Source organism: Pseudomonas sp. IT-347P (assembly GCF_949768005.1).
In the GTDB taxonomy this organism is placed as follows: Bacteria; Pseudomonadota; Gammaproteobacteria; order Pseudomonadales; family Pseudomonadaceae; genus Aquipseudomonas.
On record NZ_CATKPQ010000001.1, the window covers coordinates 1 to 19519 of the forward strand.

Here is a 19519-nt window from a genome sequence, read left to right on the forward strand (position 1 = left end):
CGTCGTGCGCCAATGGTTGTCGCCCTCGCCCCAGCGTTGCAGCGGTTCGCCGGCCAGACCTGGTAAATGCAAGCGCCAGCCGGCGTCGACGCTGTTGGTTTTCAATGCTTCGCCGTCGAGACGGTAAATCGTTGTCAGGCTGGGTATGGACAGGCGCGGGTCGAACTGTGATACCAAATGCCCGGCCGTATCATGCTGCTGACGGTTCACGAGCGAGGTGACTTCACCGGTGCTACGCAGGTAGGCCACCTGGCGCACCGGCAGGCCTCGGCCATCGTTGGCCGAGAGCAGCGGCGTGTGCCAGTGCACGCTGTTGTTCACGACGATGACGCCAGGTTTTCGGGCGAAGGTTCGACAGTGTCTTGAGCCGTGTCGTTGAAGTCTTCGTCGGTCTGGTACCACGGGTGGTAGACGGTAAGGGCGAAGTAGCCTTTGGCGTTTATCAGTTTGATCTGCCGTCCAAGGGCGTCATAGAACACCTGGTCGAAATGGCCCAGCTCGCGCAGGGACTGGTCATTCACGTAGCCATGCGCATCGACAAAAAACGGCCGGAACTGACGAACCGGCAGCCCCTTGTTGTTGTACTCGACCCGTCCACTGACCCACCAGCGCGGATCGGCATACACTTCGACATACTGGCCGTCTTCGACGACAAGGGCGCCATCGACCACCTTGTAGGCCATGCCCGGATCAACCCGTTGCTGGGTTTGCAGTGTCCGGCCAAAACCGTCCACGCAGGTCCTGACGATCTGGACCTGAGCCGCGATTTCCTTTCCGGGATATTGATCGGCGCTCAGCATCACGGTGTGGACGGGTTCGCGATGCGCTGCGTTGATCGCCTTGAATAATGCTTGTTCCGACGCGGTCAGCGTATTGCGCTGCGCATGCTGTTGCCGCGCACTGGCGCGAATATGGCCGCTGGGCAACAGATAACCGTCGGCAGCCCATTGTGCAATCAGATCGGTGGGGCCACGGATTTCACCCATCCAGCTGAACAGATCCTTGCGCAGGGTACTGGCGGCTTCCTGCACGGCAGCGTGCGGGTCGGCAATCGCCGGATCCGGGCGGTGATCTTCTGGACGCTCGTAGTTATCGAGCGGTTTGAATCCCTCTTCCATGCCGTATTCAGTGCCATAAAAACTGGTGGCCAACGGCTGGCCGGAGGGCTCGTAGGTGGCCTCTTCGATATTGTCGTTGGGGTCGGTAATGCGCGTCGGTTGCACGGCGTGGTAGTCGTATTCGATCAGATACCTGCACTGGTCGGGCAGTTCGACACGGGTAATCGCCAGACTGTAGTCGTCGTACTCGGCGGTGGTAAAACCGTGGCTGGGCGTTTCGCGGTAGCGCAGGACTTTGAAGAATTCTTCACTGCCGGCGTACTCGGCAAAATTGAAACGCGTCGAATACAGTTCGGACTCAGCATCGGCCGGGCGCGCAGGTTCGAACAGAGGGGCCATGGCCGTGTAACCGATCTTGATCAGCTCTTCATGGATGTTGATCGGCGGCTGCACGACGTTGTAAGCGGCCAGCGCGACCTTGTCGAACTGAGCCAGCTCCAGTGGCCCGGCCAGTGCTTCAAAGGTCGCCTCGCCGTCGGGCAGTGGCTCGCCTGCGAGGTTCAAGTAGCGCTGCACGGACTGGCTGGTCAAGACTCTCGCCGTTTGCCACTGCGCCGAATCCTGCTGAGCCTTGAACGTTTCAAACGATACCTGTGCCGGGGTCAGCCCGTTTGGCAGTTGGCCTTTTGGCAAAACCATTGCGTTAGTACGCGCCCGATACGGCAAGCCCAGTCGCCATTGCTGCCGATCGAGCCGGTCGATGTATTGCGCCCGGCTTTCAGCCAGATAAAACGACTGCTGTTGCTCGTCATGCGCGTCACGCCACCACTGTTGTTGATCCGGATCGTCGAAGGGCGGCTGATCCTCCGCGGTCAGGCGACGCGCATAGCTCACCGTGAACGCCTGGGTTGCTGCACCGAACGGGTCCCGGCGCAGGTTGATCTCGTGACGGCACAAGGGATCGTCGATGAACCGGTCGTATTGATAACTGATGGTTTCCAGCACCAGCGGTAACAGCACGGCAGCGCTGTACTGCTGTTGCGCTCGCACCTCGCGCACCAGGTAGCGAAATTCCTCTACTGCGAAGGGCGTGGCAATACCCGGTTCATCCATCTCTGCGTCGGCGTAGGTTTCAATGCGCGCCACCGAACCGACCAGCGCCCGGCGGATCTGGTAGTCGATGTCGGCATTGTGCGGGTCGATGGGTTCATCGAACGCGTCCGTGGCGGGCGTCAGGCTGAACAATGTCTTGCCCGGCGCGACGGCACCTTGGTCCTGATTGAAGTATTGATCGCGGGGCGGGTCCATCGATTGCCCGGTATGAAACCAGGTGCAGACTCGCACCGGCTCGGTGAAACCGACATCGTCGTCGCCGCTGGCGCTTTCGCTGTCGGTCTGCTGCAAATGGCCGAAGCCGCGGAACTCGCGCTCTTCGCTGTCGTACACGCCTTCGCGCCAAGTGAAGCTCTGCGTCAGGCAATTGCCGGTGATTTCATCGAGCTGTTGCTGCTTGACCACCACCGATACTGCGAAAGGCAGATGCGACACCGGAAGGCGTTTGCGTTTGCGTATCAGCTGTTTTTCATCCAGCCATTCCTGGGCCGAACTGCGGTAAACCACGCTGGCGCTGCAGCCCATATTGTTGTTGCTGGCGGTCAGCAGCCACGGTTTGGCCGAAACGAAATCGTAACGCCAGTGCCGTGGCTTGTCATAGGGCACTGTCAGGATCAGGCTGGCACAGCCCAGCCCTTGCAGGTCGGCGAAATTGACCTGACACAACCGGTCATAGCGCACGCCTTCGGGCCAGGGCACATTGATCGGTATCTGCTCCAGGCCATTGCCACCCCGATTCAGATAGATATCGAAGCCGTCCGATTGCAGGTAAATCAGCGCCGGTGCGCCGGAGCCATCGAGATCCGCCAGGCGTACCCGCGATGAGTCGAATTGTTCGTAGGTGAAGGGCAGGTCACTGATCTTGTACCCTTTGCCAAATCGACCGTGGCCGAGGTTGGGCCAGCAGCGGATCTCGTTGTGGCGGATGCGACACAGCTCGGGCATGTCGCTGCCCAGCAGATTGCCGAGCAGCACCAGTTCGCTGGGGGTGTTGCTGAACAGTGGCAGGCGGTCTTCTGCCGGCTCGTGCGGTACATCCTGAGCGGGGGCGAAACCTTCTTCGCGGCGGTTGGCGTACAGGCGCACCGAGTTCGGGCCAATCACGGTAAGCGAGTTCAAACCGTTACCGCTCAGATCGCCCAGGGTCGACAGTGTGTTGAAAAATTCCAGCGGGAATTTGTTGAAGGCGACGAAGGGGGCGAACTGGCGCTGCGCGGTCATGGCGTGAAAGCCGCTCAAACCCGGCTGTGCGCTGACCCAGTCGAGGCGTCCGTCACCGCTCAGGTCGGTGAGCATTTGTTTCACCACCCGGTTGCTATCGGTCAGCGGAATCTGCTCCAGCGCCGTCCATGGGCCGTAGGCGATGGCGTCACCTCCCGAGCCTGCGCGCTCCGGTTCGCGGTAATGCCAGCCGTCGACATAGCGGCAGAGAAAGCCCGGCACACCATCACCATAAAGATCGACGCATTGGTAGGCCCCGCCGTCTTCAATGCCCGGCTGGTTCTCCCTTTCAAACAGGCGTGTCGGTGTTTTGTTGATCTCGAAGGCGGAGTATTCGAACTCCACCGGCGGCGTGTTTTCCACGCTGTCCCAGGCATCGAAAGCCTGATAATGAGCGGCGCTGATCAGACTGTAGGACCATCGGGTGGTGTTTGGCGGAGTGTGATATTCCAGCAGCAGGCGTCTGACCAGCGTCGGTTCATTTCCCGGTTCTTCAGGAATGTGGTGAAACATCAGTATTTGTCGACAGAGCCGGCGCGTACCGATCGCAAAGCCCTGGCCGTGGGTGGAAAAAGGGTCCGGGCGAAGCAGCCACGGCTGCAAGGTATCGCCATCGTAAACCGGGACTTCAGTCAGCAATGCCGTGCGCTCGCCATAGTCGAAGATGAGCTGGAAAAGCCAGGCAAGTCCGGCAGGGTCCTCCACGGTCCAGGCATACAAGTCTTCGTTGGCGTCGAGATTGCCATAGCACACCCGCTCCAGATAACGCTGAGCCGAGTAGCCCGTTGCTGAATCGGCGTCCTGATCATCGCACTTGTAGACGTAGCAAATATGTTCGCGGTGCGCGTTCATGCTTTCGCACAACAACCAGGCGCTGATACGTTGGGGCGCCTCTGGCTGCTCTGGATCCTTTGGTTCCTCGCGGCGGGAGTCAGCGGTTTTGCCGTAAAGGCGCAGCGAGCCATCGGCGCCATGGATCAGCCAGAATGGGGCGGACCCGTCCTCCGGCTGCCAGCGTTCACGCAAGGAAAAATCCCTTTCCACGCGAGGCCAGTAACGCACCACGCGGTGTGGTCCGATGCTCAATTCGCCGTATTGCGATTCAACGCGATAGATGAGCGTGCCATCAGGCTCGCGCTCGGCCATCCACTCTTCACCGTCATCACCGATGATCTCATCGTCATCGGTATAGCGCGGTACACCCTTGTTGGTGCGTCGACTGATCTGGCTCAGGTTCAACCCCCAGCCAATACCGAACGGGCCATTGCCGGCCTGATTGCTGTACGTCAGCATCAGTTGCGGATCCCAGCCACGCCCGGCGGACGTGGGCAACGGCAACTCGAACGTGGCGGCACCGGTCGGGCCGACGGCTCCCCAGCTCTTGCCGATGGTGGCGATCGTCGAGCTTTTGGCAATGGACGGAGTGACGATGCTCAGCTCTTGGTCGACCATGATTGCGTCCGGTGCAGATACGGTGGCGTGGGTGGATTGACGCTACCAAGTTTGAGCCGGGGCGTAACCTGTCAAACCTGACAGGTGCGCCAGATCGATTTTTGTGCCTCTGCGAGGTTTTTTCGTCAGTTGATCAGGCATAAAAAAGGCCGGCCCGTCATGTGACGGGCCGGCCTTTTATGTGTAGCGATAAACCTTACTGAACTTCCACTGCCAGGCTTTCGCTGATTTTCTGTTGCCAGATCGCAGGACCGGTGATGTGCACCGACTCACCTTTGCTGTCGACCGCAACGGTGACCGGCATGTCCTTGACCTCGAACTCGTAGATCGCTTCCATGCCCAGTTCGGCGAACGCCAGCACTTTCGACTTCTTGATCGCCTGAGCCACCAGGTAAGCGGCGCCGCCGACAGCCATCAGGTACACGGCTTTGTTGTCCTTGATCGCTTCGATGGCGGTCGGGCCGCGCTCGGATTTGCCGATCATGCCCAACAGGCCGGTCTGCTCGAGGATCTGCCGGGTGAACTTGTCCATGCGCGTGGCGGTAGTCGGGCCAGCCGGACCCACCACTTCGTCACCGACCGGATCAACCGGGCCGACGTAGTAGATGAAACGACCTTTCAGATCCACCGGCAGGGTTTCACCCTTGTTGAGCATCTCGACCATGCGCTTGTGCGCGGCGTCGCGACCGGTGAGCATCTTGCCGTTGAGCAGGACGGTTTCGCCCGGCTTCCAGCTCTGCACGTCTTCCGGGGTCAGGGTGTCGAGGTTGACGCGGCGGGCCGACGGGCCGGCTTCCCAGACGATTTCCGGGTAGGCGTCCAGCGGTGGCGCTTCCAGCGAGGCCGGGCCGGAACCGTCGAGCACGAAGTGCGCGTGACGGGTGGCGGCGCAGTTGGGGATCATGCACACCGGCAAGGAGGCGGCGTGAGTCGGGTAATCCATGATCTTCACGTCGAGCACGGTGGTCAGGCCACCGAGGCCCTGGGCGCCGATGCCCAACTGGTTGACCTTTTCGAACAGCTCCAGACGCATTTCTTCAATGCGGTTCTGCGGGCCACGGGCTTTCAGTTCGTGGATGTCGATGGACTCCATCAACACTTCCTTGGCCATCACCGCGGCTTTCTCGGCGGTGCCACCGATGCCGATGCCGAGCATGCCCGGTGGGCACCAGCCGGCACCCATGGTCGGAACGGTCTTCAGTACCCAGTCAACGATCGAGTCGGACGGGTTGAGCATGGCCATTTTCGACTTGTTCTCGGAACCGCCGCCCTTGGCCGCTACGTCCACTTCCACGGTGTTGCCCGGGACGATGGAGTAGTGGATGACCGCCGGGGTGTTGTCCTTGGTGTTTTTCCGAGCGCCCGCCGGGTCGGCGAGGATCGAGGCACGCAGGACGTTTTCCGGCAGGTTGTAGGCGCGACGCACGCCTTCGTTGATCATGTCGTCCAGGCCCATGGTGGCGCCATCCCAACGCACGTCCATACCGACGCGCACGAACACGGTGACGATACCGGTGTCCTGGCAGATCGGGCGGTGGCCGGTGGCGCACATGCGCGAGTTGATCAGGATCTGCGCCATCGAGTCACGGGCCGCTGGCGATTCTTCGCGCAGGTAGGCTTCGTGCATCGCCTGGATGAAATCCACGGGGTGGTAATAGGAAATGAACTGCAGGGCGTCGGCAACGCTCTGAATCAGGTCGTCTTGCTTGATCACGGTCATGAGTCGCGCTCCTCTAAAAGACGGGAACATTCAATAAGGTGCCTGCGGCTTGGGTGCATCGGTCGGTCGCAAGCACCTTTCAAGGCACGCCGGGGCTGCTGGCGCGACGCTAAAAAGGCGCGGCAGTATACCGCGCCTCGATGGGGCGTACACGCGCCGGCAGTCATTCGTTGGTCGGATGGGTGGGCGAATATCGGTCAGCGGGTTTGCAGTTCAAGATCCACCCCCTCACCCCAGCCCTCTCCCCCAGGGGCGAGGGGGAAAGGGAGCTGATCTTCATGTTGTTCAAACCTGAGCTCGACTCAGGAAAGGGGGAGCGATCTTCATGCTGTTCAGACCTGAGTTCAGCTCGGTATTTCAGGTCGGCGTATCTCGAACAAACAACACGGACAGTCCCCTCTCCCTCTGGGAGAGGGCTAGGGTGAGGGGCTTTTGGCGGTATGCGCAGGCCACACTTTTGACGTCAAATTTCGAGCCCGAAAATCGGTGGTCATTTATCGACTACGCCTCTAAAGTGGCAGCCGGTCTGTAGAGTAGGACACTCGGTCAGCCTCTTATCGCACGGTGAGTCAACGATTGACCCATAACGCCATTCAACGTCTTTTGCTCAAACGCTTTGCCCTCGCTGCGGCCACCTATGGATTGGCTTTGCTGCTGCTGTGGCTGGCGTTTTTCACCGGGCACTACGAGCAGCCACTGAGTGGGGTGGCCATCGGCAGTGCGCTGGTGGTGATCAGCCAGTCGGTGCTGTTCGGGCTGTTCTGGAGCGGACGCAACCTGCGCTTTGCCGATCCCAGCCTGACCGAAGCGCAGGTGTTGATCGGTCTCGGTTGGCAGACCTGGCTGATCGCTCATCTGAATGAAGCCCGCGGCGCTTTTCTGGTGTTCTACGTGCTGATCCTGCTGTTCGGCCTGTTCCATCTCAGCCGACGGGCGTTCATACGCTGTGCGCTGCTGGTGTTCTTCAGCTTCTGTGCCATCACGTTGTGGGACGGCTACCACTTTCGCTTGCGTGAGCCGGCGCTCTCGGCATTGCAGGTGTGCATTCTGGCAATGGTGCTGGCGTGGCTGGTGCTGTACGCACGCTTCGTCCAGGTTTCGCGGCAACGCCAGCGCCAGCGCCGGTTTGCCTTGCAGGCGCATCAGGACACGCTGCGCGGGATGATGCGCCAGCTCGAGGACCTGGTCGCCACTGATGAGCTGACCGGGTTGTTCAATCGCCGGCATTTTCTGCGCCTGGCCACGCGTGAACTCAATGCAATGGACGACGATATCGTCCACGGCCTCGCACTGATTGACCTCGACCACTTCAAACGCATCAACGACCTGCACGGTCATGCCGCCGGCGATCAGGTCTTGCAGGCCTTCGCCAGTGTTGCCCAAGCGTGTCTGCGCGACGGCGATGTGCTGGCGCGTTATGGTGGTGAGGAATTCGTGGTGCTGCTGCCCGATTGCGATGCTGAACGGCTGACCGCTTGCTGTGAGCGTCTGCGTATCGCCTTTACCGACGTTGAACTGGTCGGCCTGAAGGTGCGCAACCTCAGCCTGTCGGCCGGCATGACGCTGTTGACGTTGGGCGATGATCTGGACGACGCCTTGCAGCGCGCCGACCAGGCTTTGTATCGGGCCAAGCGTGACGGACGCAATCGTTGTGCGGCCGCATGGGAAAACGTCGATGCCTGAACTTCGCGTCGGTGAACGACAATGGTCGGTGGCAGCGGGCAGCAACTTGCTCGACGCGCTCAATCAGAACGGCGTCGCGGTGCCTTACAGCTGCCGCGCCGGTAGCTGTCATGCGTGTCTGGTGCAATGCGTGCAGGGCCTGCCCGCCGACAATCGACCAGACGCCTTGAGCGCAGAACAGCGTCAGCAAGGCTGGCGTCTGGCCTGTCAGTGCCAGGTCGTCGAAGACTTGCAGGTGCACACCTTTGACCCGATCACCGACGGACGTCCGGCAGTGGTCGAGGCGCTGGACTGGCTCAGCGACAGCGTGCTGCGCTTGCGTCTGACGCCGCAACGGCCGCTGCGCTATAGCGCGGGGCAACATCTGGTGTTGTGGATCGGGCAGATTGCGCGGCCGTATTCCCTGGCGAGCCTGCCGGAAGAAGACCGCTTTCTCGAGTTCCACCTCGATTGCCGTCAGCGCGGCGAGTTCAGCGATGCCGCCCGGCACTTGCAGATCGGCGACCCGATTCGCCTGGGCGAACTGCGCGGGGGCGCGCTGCACTACGATCCCGACTGGCATAGTCGGCCGCTTTGGCTGCTGGCTGCCGGCACCGGTTTGGGTCCGTTGTTCGGTGTGCTGCGCGAAGCCTTGCGTCAGGATCACCAGGGCGCGATACGCATCATTCACGTGGCCCATGACGCGCGTGAGCACTATCTGGCCAAACCCCTTGCAGCGCTGGCCGCACAGCGGGAAAACCTCAGCATAGAGCTGTGGACAGCGGCCGAGTCAGCCGCCGCTTTGGCGCAACTGCGCCTTGTTTCCCGGCAAACCCTGGCCTTAGTCTGCGGCTCGACGGCCAGCGTCGACGCCTTCGCCCGACGTCTGTACCTGGCCGGATTGCCGCGCAATCAACTGCTGGCTGACGAGTTCCTGTCCCGTGGTTGAACGCTGATATTCAAGACGCGAGACACGCCATGACCGAAGCCATCCTGCTGGAACGCGAGCGCGGTTTGCTGACCCTGCGCCTCAATCGCCCGGACAAAAAAAACGCCCTGACCCGCGCCATGTACAGCCGCCTCGCTGAGGCGCTGCAAAAGGCCGATGGCGACCCAGAGATCAACGCGGTTCTGATCACGGGAAGCAGCGAGTGCTTCACTGCCGGCAACGACATCGCCGACTTCATCCAGCAACCGCCGAGCGACCTCGACAGCCCGGTGTTTCATTTCATGCTCAACTTGCTGGAGTGCCGCAAACCGGTGATCGCCGCGGTGGCGGGCGCGGCGGTGGGCATCGGCACGACGTTGTTGCTGCACTGCGATCTGGTTTACGTCAGCCGCGATGCGCGGTTGCGCATGCCGTTCGTCAATCTCGGGTTATGTCCGGAATTCGCTTCCAGCCTGATTCTGCCGCGTTTGCTTGGGCAGGCCAAAGCGGCGGAGCTTCTGTTAATGGGCGAAGGCTTTACCGGTGAACAGGCTGCGCAGTGGGGGATTGCCTCCGAAGCATTGGACAGTGGCGATGCGGCGTTGGCCAAGGCGCGGGAGATGGCGCTGCGTTTTGACGAATTGCCGACCGAAGCTGTGCGCATCAGCAAGCAATTGATGAAGGCGCCGGATCGTGAGTTGATCCGTAGGGTGATCGAAGAGGAGGGCGCCTTGTTTACTCAAAGGCTGCGCTCGCCGGAAGCGTTGGCGGCGCTGACCGGGTTTATTAAACGACATTGAGATATTTGTTGTATGGATTGACGCCATCGCGAGCAGGCTCACTCCTACATTTGAAATGCGTACCCCTGTAGGAGTGAGCCCGCTCGCGATGGCGTCGGATCAGTCGTCACATTTCCTGGATCAGAAAATAAAAAGCCCCGACACTCACATGCCGGGGCTTTGGTTTTTCAGCGTGTCACTCAGACTTGCGGATCACCCACGTGCAGGATCTTCATGCCGTTGGTGCCGCCGGTGGTGTGGTAGCTGTCGCCCTTGGTCAGGATGACCCAGTCGCCTTTTTCCACAACGCCGCGCTTGACCAGCTCGTCGATCGCCTTCTGGCTGACTTCGTGCGGTTCCAGCGAAGCCGGGTCGAACGGAATGGTGTACACGCCACGGAACATCGCTGCACGCGCCTGGGTCTCGCGGTGTGGCGAGTAGGCGTAGATCGGCACCGAAGAACGGATACGCGACATGATCAGCGGGGTGTAGCCACTTTCGGTCAGGGCGATGATCGCTTTGACGCCCGGGAAGTGGTTGGCGGTGTACATGGTCGCCAGTGCGATGCTTTCGTCGCAGCGGGTGAATTCCTTGCCGATACGGTGGCTGGAGGTTTTACCGGTCGGGTGCTTTTCAGCGCCGACGCAGATACGTGCCATCGCCTGCACAGCTTCCAGCGGGTACTGGCCAGCGGCGGATTCGGCCGAGAGCATCACGGCGTCGGTGTAGTCGAGCACGGCGTTGGCCACGTCGGACACTTCGGCGCGGGTCGGCATCGGGTTCTGGATCATCGACTCCATCATCTGGGTCGCGACGATCACAGCCTTGTTGTGGCGGCGTGCGTGCAGAATGATTTTCTTCTGAATGCCCACCAGCTCGGCGTCGCCGATTTCCACACCGAGGTCTCCACGGGCAACCATTACCGCGTCGGAGGCCTTGATCAGGCCGTCGAGGGTTTCGTCGTCGGCCACGGCTTCGGCGCGTTCGATCTTCGCCACCAGCCAGGCAGTGCCGCCGGCTTCGTCGCGCAGTTGACGGGCGTATTCCATGTCGGCAGCGTCACGCGGGAAGGACACGGCGAGGTAGTCGACTTCCATTTCCGCGGCGAGCTTGATGTCGGCCTTGTCTTTTTCAGTCAGGGCCGGTGCGGTCAGGCCGCCACCGCGACGGTTGATGCCTTTATGGTCAGACAGCGGGCCGCCGATGGTCACGACGCAGTGGAGTTCGGTGGCGGTGGCGGTTTCAACGCGCATCACCACGCGGCCGTCGTCGAGCAGCAGCTCGTCACCCACGCCGCAGTCCTTGACCAGATCCGGGTAGTCGATGCCGACCACTTGCTGGTTGCCTTCGGTCAACGGATGGCTGGTGGAGAAGGTGAACTGGTCACCGATCTTCAGCTCGATCTTCTTGTTGGCGAATTTCGCGATACGGATTTTCGGGCCTTGCAGGTCACCGAGCAGGGCGACGAAGCGGCCGTGTTTGGCGGCGAGGTCACGCACCAGCTTCGCGCGAGCCTTGTGCTCGTCGGGGGTGCCGTGGGAGAAGTTCAGACGGGCAACGTCCAGACCAGCCAGAATCAGCTGTTCGAGAACTTCCGGCGAGTTACTGGCCGGGCCAAGGGTAGCGACGATTTTGGTACGACGGACGGACATGCAAAGACTCCTGAGTTCAAGCGCCAGCGAAGGCTACTATGCTCCAAGGGTGTAGTCATTGTTCGTTTGCACTACTTATCGTTTTCTTTATTGAACGCGGCAACTTTGGGCCAAACGCGCCTGAAGATTTCCGACCAGGGGTCGATACAGAACACAAGACAGGAGAACCCCCATGCGATTGTTGCCCATTGCCGCCCTTGCCCTCAGCGTCCTCGCCGTCACGGGTTGCACCCGTTGGTCGATGAACCATCATTTGAACAACGCCTACAGCGCCTATGATCGCGGCAATTGCGAGCAGGTCATGCTCGAACTGTCCAAGGTCGAACGCGCCAGTCGCGCCCGCCCGTATGTGTGGCCGGAAGTGTCGATGATGCGCGGCCAGTGCCTGGAACGGCAGAAAATGTTTGTCGACGCGGCGCAAACCTACCAGTTCATCATTGCTTCGTACCCGAACAGCGAATACGCCTACCGCGCCCGCGCCCGTCTGGAAACCTTGCAGAGTCTGGGCCATTACCCGACGCGCAGCGCCGCCGCCGTGGTGCGCCCGACCCGTTTCTGATAGTGGTTGTCCTACAAAATCTGGCCGTGTGTACAAGCTGAGCTATAGTCGAATAACCCGGGTTCAGCCACGTTTCTGAATCCGGAGCAACACCTGCGACTGGCCGTTGTAAGGTGACAGCGATGTAGTGACTGTCACACCGGAAGCGGGGAGAGCGTGCCGGCAATATCGGTGCGTTCCGAAGCTCAGGTGCGGCTCTGTGATGGAGCCTTGCATGGCGAACTGCGCATGTTTACCGACCGCCGAATCGAACGGCATCAGTTGCCGTACTTTCTCAGAGTATTCAACAGCGTCACCGACAAACCCATCGGTTTTCTCGGCAATGTGTCCGAAGACGGGCTGATGCTGATCAGCCACTTGCCGATGATGATCGGTGTGGATTTTCATCTGCGTTTGAAAATTCCCTTTGACGATCGCTGTCAGCAGGTAATTGACCTGACCGCGTCTTGTCTGTGGTGCCACGAAGACGCAACGCCGCTGCATTACGACGCCGGGTTCAGCCTGCTGCGACCGCCGCCGGAATATGGGCAACTGGTCGAGGCACTGCGTCAATATTTCAGTTTTCAGCCGTTGCCGGCGTCGGCCTGATTCATCCCTGCAATTCAACGGGTGGAATACGGCCCTTGTGGGAGCTTGCTCGCTAAGTCGTCATTACAGATAACTCATCTTTAAGGTCAGGTAACGGCAATTCCCTCCTCGTTATCCAGCGCCTTCTCCGCCAGCCACACATCCATTCCACTCAATTGATCGAGCGCCATCGCCAGGTCGCGGCTTGTCTCCAGATCTCGCAGCATACTCGCCTGCGGAAACGTGTCCGCGTCGTGTGGAGGGCTACCGTCTGTCGGGACTGTCAGATTTTACAGGTGTCATGGGTATCGAGTGATCCACTAACGTGTCCGACCTGACCTCTGCTAAATCACCGAACCTGCGCAGGCAAACTTATGACAGATGATCGGCAAGATATTGAACAGACAGACGACATGGTCATTCGGATAAAGCAACCTTCACCGCAACAGCTCCTCTACAGGCGCCGGGTCGGCGTAGACGGGCTGGTGAATGGAATGTTGATGGGTACCGTTATTACCGTCCGAAGGATAAACGATGATGGCAGAGACCAATTGCTGGGACTGGGTACAACTATCCCCATACCTTTTCCAGATCCTGACTATCCGGATGGCATGAAAGTAGTGTCGTGGAGTATGGTGCCCGTATATATGAACTTTGGGACTAATCGGATTTATGCCCGGGTTCTAGAAGGTCAGTCAAACTCTGTTGACAGTCGCATCATAGAGTTCACAGTTGCACCGCTCGGTATTCCGGTTATAGATTTCCCGGAAGCAGGCGTTACATATGCAAGCCGTCTCTCAGTCAAAGGTTCGATACCACGAAACTCTGTGCGTGGCGACTGGGTAAAGGTTTATTTCGATCAGCGCGATGATCTTATTGGTCAAGTCTCTCCCGCTGATGATTATTCATGGGCCTTGGACCCCGTCAATTTCGAGCCTGGCGTACGTAGCATTGTGGCGCTCACTTCCAGTCTTGATGACTCAGGCGATCGCTCCAGGGCCATCAGCTTCAGAGTTCGCCCGCCGACGCTGGCAATACCTGATGTCACGTTTCCCGCTGTCCGGACGGCGAGGTTCTCCGGCACCGGTCATTACGACCCCCTGCTCGAAACCCAGGTGCAGTTCGTTGTAAAAAGTGGTCCTGGCACTGCTCCACCCAACGCCGTTGTCAAAGACAACGGCAGTTGGGAAACGACCGCGGCGGACTGGTCATTCGGCACGTACAGCGTGGAGGTGATTCAAAAGATCGCCGACAACGCCAGCGGCTGGATCGAATCGCAATGCTGTTCGTTTGAAGTCAAGTACGAAATGCCCGATGTATTTGACCTGAGCGCCGACGAAAATTATCAACCCAACTTCTTTGGCAAGGGTCATACCGGGGCTACCGTGCAGCTTTACCACCCCGGCGGTTTTGAGCCGCCGGCCGCCCCGCCGGTGGTTGTGCGGGACGGTATCTGGTCAAGCCGGGCGTCTGAGGTATGGGGACCTTCATGCAATCGGGAAGTGCATATCAGGCAGGTCCTGGGCGATCATCTTCCAAACAATTGGGTAAAGCTGCCTGTCACCATCCCGCCGCTCGCGCCGGGTCTGGACACGATTCCCGTGTCGGATACCAGGCCGGTGTTCGGCGGCACCTGCTGGCCCGGCGCCGAGGTGACTGTCGCTTTCAGTGATGACCCCGAAACGTTCAAGGCGGACGTGGCAACTGATAAATGGACCTTTCAGCGCGAGAAAGAATTCGCCGGGGACCTTGAGCACACCGTCACCGTGACTCAGAAAGCGGCGGGGCAAACCTCCGAAGCGACCTCGCGAACCTTCACGATTGAATTGCCTGTCCGGCAGCCGCTGATCCTCTTCCCGGAGCTCGACGATGCCGAGGTCGGCAGCGATGTGGTGATCCGCGGCACCGGCGCAATAAAGGGCGCCACGTTGCAGTTGCGTGATGCGCAATTTCAGGTTGATCTGGGCCCGGAAATCACCTTGAACAAAGATGGTCATTGGGCTGCCAGTCTCGACGGGCTGGCGTTCAGAAGGTACAGCATCGACGCGCAGCAGAAACTCCGCGGCCGGTTTTCCGAGCGCAGCCCGCTGCGACATTTTGAAGTGGTGTTGCTGCCGCCGCACATTAACCACCCCACGCCTGGCGGCAGGGTGACCCGCGCGGCCAGGCTCCAAGGGGTAGGCAAGATCGGCGGGCACGTCACGGTCTTTCTGGACGGGCTCGCCGAACCGTTGGTCAGAGATATTCCGGTGGTCTCCGACAGTTGGTGGTCGAGCCGTTGGGAAGTCGACGTGGCGTTGCCGACGGGCCCCCAGATCCTCTGGGCGCTGCAGACCTTCATGGATGCTGGCAGGTTGCTTGAATCAGGCGATTCAGAACCACTGTCTTTTGACGTGGTGCCTCTCATGCCCGCGATCGAAACCCCGGCGCCCGGGGCGTCCATCGGCCGGCGGGCGGTGGTATCCGGTTTTGGCGTGGCGGGCGACACCATCAACGTGACACTGGGCAGCGTGACGCAAACCGCTGTGGTGTCGAGCGACGGCACCTGGTCGGTAGCCGTGCAACACGATTTGCCAGATGGCGATGGCGTGTTGCAGGTGACTGCGCAGTGCATGGGCCTGAAGTCCGATGTTGTCGAACGGGCGCTGGTGGTGGGCGTTTATCAGCCGGTCATCGAAGAGCCGGCGCCCGGGCGGTGGGTCAGTGATCCGGTGTCTTTCGCCGGACAGGGCCGCGACGGCGAGGGTCAGGTCGTGAGCTGGTACGACCCACAAGTGAAGTGGACGGCGCCGTTGGCGGTCACCGGGCAGGGCTGGCGTGGCGCATCCGCGGTGCCATTACCTGTTGGCGGTAACTGGTGCCGGTTCCGGCAGACCCTGAGCGGGGGCACAAGTCAGCTGTCGGACTGGGTGCAGAGTGCGCGGTTTGAAGTCGGCGGTGGTTCCGACGGAAAACGCTGAGTCGAGAGTCCGACGAACGGTTATAAAACCTGTCAGATATGACAGTAGACCTTGATCGGCAACCGGCGCCAAATGGGGTTCACCGAATCGATTGTCTGGCATTGACGTCAGGCAGTTCAGGTCTGCTGTCGACTCAAGGAAACTGATCATGGCTCAACCGCGCCTTCCCGGCTTGCAACTGTTCCATCAGGTATTCCCGGAAAAGCAGATAGCCGAAACCTCCGGTTTGTCAGCGCTTGAAACCTACCTTGAAGACGGTGGTTCGATTTTCCCGCTCGTGGAAAGCGGCGTACAAGGCCTGCTCCGGGAGTACAAGGTCAGTCCCGAGGATGCTCGACGGTATTTGCGCCGCGCCAACAGCCTGGCGACCTACCTGCGCCGCCGGTATATCGAACAAGAACTCAGCGGTAGCCAAGAGCAGAGCACTCGGGTGCCGATGGTCGATGGTCCGAGGTTTGAAACGTTAATCAACCCAGGCTTTGATCGCATGTGTCCGGTTGATGCACTGGAATCGCTGGCATCGCCCGTGGCTTATCTGCTTGACCTGTTGCGCTGGCTGTTCTTCAGGATCGAGCCTTGCCGCAGTGCAGAGGCGGCAAAAAAATATGCTATCGACCTGCGTCGTACGGACGTGAAGAAACAGCAGATCGATTTCAATGCGGTGTTTCAGTCGCTGTCCTCGGTAGACATTATCGTGAAGGCGCTGGAGGCGTTTATCATGGCGCAACTGAACTTGTCGGAGGACAAGATCGAGGACGCCATGATCGTGGCGCGTTACCCCAATGGTCTGCCTTATTACCAGCATTGGGTCACGGTGGACGGCATCACGGGGCTGAAAAATTGTTCGGTCGGGGATTTTGCCCAGGCAATCGATCTGGCCTATCCGTATTTCCTGCGCGCCGAAGTTCGCGAGACACATTTCGATAGAGCCCTGGCGCATGCTTCGCGGTTGGGGCCTTACCAACGCAAATTGCTGACGGAGCCAGGGCCTGTCTTTGGCAATGATCCGGAGATTGTCAACAAGTTCTGTCAGGAAAACTTTGGTACCACCGCACTGCAAGTTCCCAACCTGCCCCAAGTCAATTTCTTTGCCGATCGCACTAAACTCGATACAACTGCAATAGAGCGTTTGTTATCGATTCGCGCTTTCTCAACCGTGCGTTCACCGAATGCGCCGCTACTTCCCTGGTTGGCTGAAAAATCGCAAAGCGGCCTTTCTGGCTCGTTCTACATCAATGCCGATGCCGATAAACCCATTGATATTATCGAGGGCGATTCAGACAATCCTTTTATGCATCGCCTCTCTGTGATCATCAGATCAGAGCAGGGCCTGGATGCATTCGACCGGATGAATCGCATGATTCGCCTGTGCAATTGGCTGGAGTTGCCGAGTGAGCAGGTGGATGCGCTGCTCGCTGCTGCGATCAGGGCCGATGTGCGGGGTGGAGAAACATCCAGGCGGTGGATTACCGACAACGTCGTACATGCCCTCGGTCTGTTTCGGATGCTGCGTAATCGCTATAGCTGCAGCGCTGCGGACTTCGCGGTATTTATCGATGAACTATCGATTTATGGGCGTGGGGAGACGCTTTCGCAATTCGACCAGCTGTTCAACAGTCGCGCGGCCTACGCCATCCCTTTGCAGCTGGACGGCAAGGATTTTCCGGTGACGCCACTACCGGGTCAACCCGATCTGACGATCGAGCGACTGCGTGAAGGCCTGTCAATCGATCCGCAGACCTATGAGTACCTGGCGGTGACGGTGGCCAGGGCGCATGGCACCGGTGCGATGCTTACTCGCAGCCTGCCAGTCATTTCCAGTTTTTACCGTCTGGTTCACTTGCCGCGTTTGCTCGGGATCACCCCCGTCGAAGGCGTGCTGATGCTCGCTATGTTCGGCGGGGACGCTTGGCTCAGCGGGATGGCGGGCACCCCGGTGATTCACGCCAGCGACAAGGTTGCACCGGATGTGTTGAACATCATCGGGGCCATGCAGACCTGTGTGCAATGGTGTGGGGATAACAAGCTGGACGTGACGTGGATGCTGCAACATGTCGCCGCGTCGCAGCCCGCGTCCCAGCTGTCCGAGCCGGATCGGCAATTCTTCGATCAGATCCGCAGGTTGCTGCCGACGGCGCTCCTGACCCATGCAACGGTAATGATGGCCGGAGTTCCTGCCGCCGGGGCGTCCGACTGGCTGCACTTCCTCGCGAAGGAAGTCAACGGCGTGCCGAATGTTGTCGATGCCGACGGGCTGGTTCTGACCAGCGTGCTGACGACGCCAGCTTATCAGGATGAGGCCCGCAAGCGGATCGAATGGGCGGTCGACAACGCCCTTGGCAGCATGGAGGAAGATTTGCGCGCCGCGATCATCAATGCCCTGCTCAAGGTGCTTCTGGATGCCCGCGATGCTCAAGTGTCGCTGGTGAAGGAAACGCTGGCGGTGTATGCCGGGGTCGGTGTCGACCTGGCCATACCGGTATTGAACTGGGCACAGTCAACGGTTTATGACCTGTTGCGGCAAGTCTGCGACCTGGTTGAACCCGAGGACGAGCCATCGCAACGCAGGCGTCCCGCCCATTCGGAAAAGGATGCCCGACGGTTGCCTGAAATCCGCCGGCTTGCCGAGGTCACGGCGGCATTGGGCATCAGCGCCGCTGCGTTGCAGGCCTTCCTGGATTACGGGCGTGAGGCCTGGCTGGAACGGCCTGACGAGGAAGAATTTTCGGTGCATACCTTGTACGGCTTGATGACGCTGACCCAGGTCATCGGGGCGAGCGCGCAAGCGGAGCAGGAAGTGCTCGATTACTTGCGCGATGCTCATGAACTTCCCGCCGGGCTGGGAGGGCATGCCAAGCTGCTGGCGCAAGAGGTCTCGGCCATCCGGGTGGCCGCCATATGCGGCTGGAGCGTGCAGGAGGTCCGTGAATGTCTCCGCCAACTGAGTCCGGACCTGCCGGTGCTGAAAAACTTGACCCAACTCGATGCGTTGATGCGGGTACGCAAGCTGTCCCTCGTTACGGGGATGGATGCGCGGACGATTTTTGAGATCGGCAACCTGCCGGAAGTGGTCGATGCAAACAACCGGCCCGCCTATGCCGGCGCCGCTGAACTGGCCTTGCTCAGCGCTTCCACAGCACGGGTGCCGCAGGTCCAGGCGGCAGCGGATCTCAAGCAATTGGTGACGATCGAATCCACCGTGGACCCTACGACTGTCGTCGCAGGCTCCGGCCAGACCGCGGTCTACACGGTCACCGTCAAGGACGCCGAAGGGGAGGCGTTGAGCGGTGTCAGAGTCAATTTCCGCGCAAGCCTGGGCACCCTCCCTGCCAGTGACTACACCGACACGAACGGCAGCGTCAAGGTGACTTACATCCCTGGCAAGACCATGGGCAGAGACACACCGATCTATTGGCTGGACCTGTTCGAGCCCGAAAATGCCACACCCATTGACCTGATTTCCGATCATGAAAGTTTGCACTTCGTTCTGGGGTCCAGATCGCCATCGCCATCCGGTCTCATTCCCGTGGGGCAGGAGATTGAGCTCTACGCGAAACTTGGCGACAACTACAACAACATCGGGGTGGACGAAATCGTCCATTGGGGGCATCGGCAGGCAAACAAGCGAACTGTCGTTTCGATCCGTCCTAATCAGGTCAGGACCGACAAGGAAGGCCTCGCCCGGGTTTTTGTCTCCAGCGACAGTGCCGCAGAGATCATCGTCAGCGCGATTTGCGACAGGAGCGGCAAGATGATCGAGTTCGATCCGATTACGTTCGCCAATGATCAACCATCGGAGTGATAAATCGGTCGAGCCGCGTTAAAACCCGGAATTTTTTCGCAAGGAG

10 protein-coding genes and 1 pseudogene are annotated in these 19519 nt (G+C 59.8%); 7 read left to right on the plus strand and 4 right to left on the minus strand.

Annotation, left to right across the window (positions count from 1 at the left end):
* From ACM6IV_RS00005 to ACM6IV_RS00015, 3 genes and pseudogenes are all read right to left on the minus strand, one after another.
* A pseudogene (locus ACM6IV_RS00005) lies at positions 1–321 on the minus strand (toxin); the annotation flags it as partial.
* Positions 318–4844: a SpvB/TcaC N-terminal domain-containing protein gene (locus tag ACM6IV_RS00010; protein WP_414868232.1), complete on the minus strand. Its 4527-nt coding sequence runs from the start codon at positions 4842–4844 to the stop codon at positions 318–320. The pseudogene ACM6IV_RS00005 and the gene ACM6IV_RS00010, both read right to left, overlap by 4 nt.
* A 196-nt stretch (positions 4845–5040) precedes the next feature.
* Positions 5041–6564 carry a fumarate hydratase gene (locus ACM6IV_RS00015; protein ID WP_007916251.1) on the minus strand — a complete coding sequence of 508 codons (1524 nt, stop codon included), beginning with the start codon at positions 6562–6564 and terminating at the stop codon, positions 5041–5043.
* Between the two features lie 576 nt (positions 6565–7140).
* Between ACM6IV_RS00015 and ACM6IV_RS00020 the strand changes: the two genes are divergently transcribed.
* Genes ACM6IV_RS00020 through ACM6IV_RS00030 form a run of 3 tightly spaced genes read left to right on the plus strand, consistent with a single transcriptional unit; the run spans position 7141 to position 9954 of the window.
* Positions 7141–8247, plus strand: a complete 1107-nt coding sequence (locus ACM6IV_RS00020; protein WP_414868233.1) for a diguanylate cyclase domain-containing protein — start codon at positions 7141–7143, stop codon at positions 8245–8247.
* Entirely contained in the window at positions 8240–9175 is a 936-nt protein-coding gene (locus ACM6IV_RS00025; protein WP_414868234.1) for an iron-sulfur-binding ferredoxin reductase, read from the plus strand. Before ACM6IV_RS00020 ends, ACM6IV_RS00025 begins: the two co-directional genes overlap by 8 nt.
* Positions 9176–9204: 29 nt before the next feature.
* Positions 9205–9954 carry an enoyl-CoA hydratase-related protein gene (locus tag ACM6IV_RS00030; protein WP_414868235.1) on the plus strand — a complete coding sequence of 250 codons (750 nt, stop codon included), beginning with the start codon at positions 9205–9207 and terminating at the stop codon, positions 9952–9954.
* 179 nt (positions 9955–10133) lie between these two features.
* Here ACM6IV_RS00030 and pyk read toward each other — a convergent pair whose 3' ends face one another.
* Positions 10134–11585, minus strand: a complete 1452-nt coding sequence (gene pyk, locus ACM6IV_RS00035) for a pyruvate kinase (RefSeq protein ID WP_414868236.1) — start codon at positions 11583–11585, stop codon at positions 10134–10136.
* 172 nt (positions 11586–11757) lie between these two features.
* Here pyk and ACM6IV_RS00040 point away from each other — a divergent pair, with 172 nt between their 5' ends.
* The 4 genes from ACM6IV_RS00040 to ACM6IV_RS00055 all read left to right on the plus strand — a co-directional run bounded on the left by ACM6IV_RS00040 (position 11758) and on the right by ACM6IV_RS00055 (position 19473).
* Positions 11758–12144 (plus strand): tetratricopeptide repeat protein, encoded by a 387-nt coding sequence (locus ACM6IV_RS00040; protein WP_042560673.1) that lies wholly within the window; start codon positions 11758–11760, stop codon positions 12142–12144.
* A 228-nt stretch (positions 12145–12372) separates the two neighbouring features.
* Positions 12373–12732, plus strand: a complete 360-nt coding sequence (locus ACM6IV_RS00045) for a PilZ domain-containing protein (protein WP_414868362.1) — start codon at positions 12373–12375, stop codon at positions 12730–12732.
* Between the two features lie 353 nt (positions 12733–13085).
* Positions 13086–15671 carry a hypothetical protein gene (locus tag ACM6IV_RS00050; RefSeq protein ID WP_414868237.1) on the plus strand — a complete coding sequence of 862 codons (2586 nt, stop codon included), beginning with the start codon at positions 13086–13088 and terminating at the stop codon, positions 15669–15671.
* Between the two features lie 148 nt (positions 15672–15819).
* Positions 15820–19473 carry a Tc toxin subunit A gene (locus ACM6IV_RS00055; protein WP_414868238.1) on the plus strand — a complete coding sequence of 1218 codons (3654 nt, stop codon included), beginning with the start codon at positions 15820–15822 and terminating at the stop codon, positions 19471–19473.
* The last annotated feature ends 46 nt before the right edge of the window (positions 19474–19519 follow it).

What these genes read in the sequence shown, in the direction of transcription:
- ACM6IV_RS00010 (WP_414868232.1), bottom strand. Translation starts at nt 4,844, where the DNA reads ATGGTCGACCAAGAGCTGAGCATCGTCACTCCGTCCATTGCCAAAAGC.
- ACM6IV_RS00015 (WP_007916251.1), bottom strand. Translation starts at nt 6,564, where the DNA reads ATGACCGTGATCAAGCAAGACGACCTGATTCAGAGCGTTGCCGACGCC.
- ACM6IV_RS00025 (WP_414868234.1), top strand. Translation starts at nt 8,240, where the DNA reads ATGCCTGAACTTCGCGTCGGTGAACGACAATGGTCGGTGGCAGCGGGC.
- ACM6IV_RS00030 (WP_414868235.1), top strand. Translation starts at nt 9,205, where the DNA reads ATGACCGAAGCCATCCTGCTGGAACGCGAGCGCGGTTTGCTGACCCTG.
- pyk (WP_414868236.1), bottom strand. Translation starts at nt 11,585, where the DNA reads ATGTCCGTCCGTCGTACCAAAATCGTCGCTACCCTTGGCCCGGCCAGT.
- ACM6IV_RS00040 (WP_042560673.1), top strand. Translation starts at nt 11,758, where the DNA reads ATGCGATTGTTGCCCATTGCCGCCCTTGCCCTCAGCGTCCTCGCCGTC.
- ACM6IV_RS00045 (WP_414868362.1), top strand. Translation starts at nt 12,373, where the DNA reads ATGTTTACCGACCGCCGAATCGAACGGCATCAGTTGCCGTACTTTCTC.
- ACM6IV_RS00050 (WP_414868237.1), top strand. Translation starts at nt 13,086, where the DNA reads ATGACAGATGATCGGCAAGATATTGAACAGACAGACGACATGGTCATT.
- ACM6IV_RS00055 (WP_414868238.1), top strand. Translation starts at nt 15,820, where the DNA reads ATGGCTCAACCGCGCCTTCCCGGCTTGCAACTGTTCCATCAGGTATTC.